Raw genomic sequence first — 1,155 nt, 5'->3', positions numbered from 1 at the left:
AATTCCGTATGCAGTGCGGCCACCCCATTAATAGCATGGCTACCTACACAGGCTAAATGAGCCATCCGCACAGACTTATCAGGTCCTTCTTCAATCAAGGACATTCGTCTGAGCTCTCAAAATGTCTGAAATATCGAGAGCAGATGTAGATTGTGATTTAACAGAATTATGAACAGCTATCAAATTTCGAACACGACGGATGCTGATATGGAAGTGATCAAGCGCGGACTGCATTACAAGTTAGATTAATTACCTTATCTGCTAATCTGGAAAAAGATTCTTTAAAGCTGTTTTGGGAGTTTTGAGTATTTTCTAACACCTTGCCAGTTTGCCCAATTTCTTGAGCAGTTAAAGCAAATACAGGTGTTTGACATTTTTGAGAAATAGCAATGAGGCTATTGAAATATGACATTTTTATGAGGCAGAAATCATCTCCCATTTCTTGTTCAGAATAAACTTGCTTAGCAAAAACCATATGTTCACGCCTTAATTCTGGAAACAGTCTATCTTCAATAGCATCTTTAATCTGATCCATCCATTTCTGGAAAGCAACAGATGGTTTTCTGTACCTAATTCGATAATTTTGAATAATTGTTCCAAGAAAGAGAGGGGTAACTTTTGGGAATGGGTAATTAGCTTCCTTGAGAACTGGCAATTCGCTGGCTTTCTGTGCCCACTGATGCCATTTAGGTAGAATTGTTGCTACTGAATCAATTGCCATAACTGAAAAGAAATCAGGAATTGTAGGCAATATAAAAAAATCACTTGTCATCAGTAAATTCTGATTAATTGAGCTTAAGCTTGGACTCATGTCAATCAGAATATAGTCAGCAGAAAAATTCTTGGCTGTTTTATCAAGAAGATAGGAAATAGAGCCAGGAAGATTCTTAAGAGTTTGAATTGAACCACTTAACTCCTGAGCAATACCTAAGGTAACTTCATACTCAGCAAGCCCAACGTGCCCTGGCAATAAAAACAAACCCTCCTGCCGTTCTATTGGTATACACTCAACTGCCTTTATCAATCGAGGTTGTGATTCAAAAGCTGGTTCTAAACCAGCTTTTATGTGTTGATTTGTCTTGTAAACTTCTTCTAGCTCTTTCTTTGTCGAAAATCCAAGCACCATTCCGGTAAGGTTACATTGTGGGTCAGTAA

The 1,155-nt window shown here is 38.0% G+C and carries 2 protein-coding genes; both read right to left on the bottom strand.

Annotation, left to right across the window (positions count from 1 at the left end):
* The coding region (locus tag F6K49_RS54155; RefSeq protein ID WP_366514378.1) for a hypothetical protein at positions 1-65 on the bottom strand (65 nt) is incomplete at its 3' end.
* 152 nt (positions 66-217) lie between these two features.
* A partial coding sequence (locus F6K49_RS51385; protein WP_293110659.1) for an AAA family ATPase occupies positions 218-1,155 on the bottom strand: 938 nt, incomplete at its 5' end.

It is taken from the genome of Moorena sp. SIO3I6 (genome assembly GCF_010672095.1).
The sequence above is the reverse complement of the archived record's forward strand: the minus strand, read 5'-3'. Positions and strand labels throughout refer to the sequence as shown.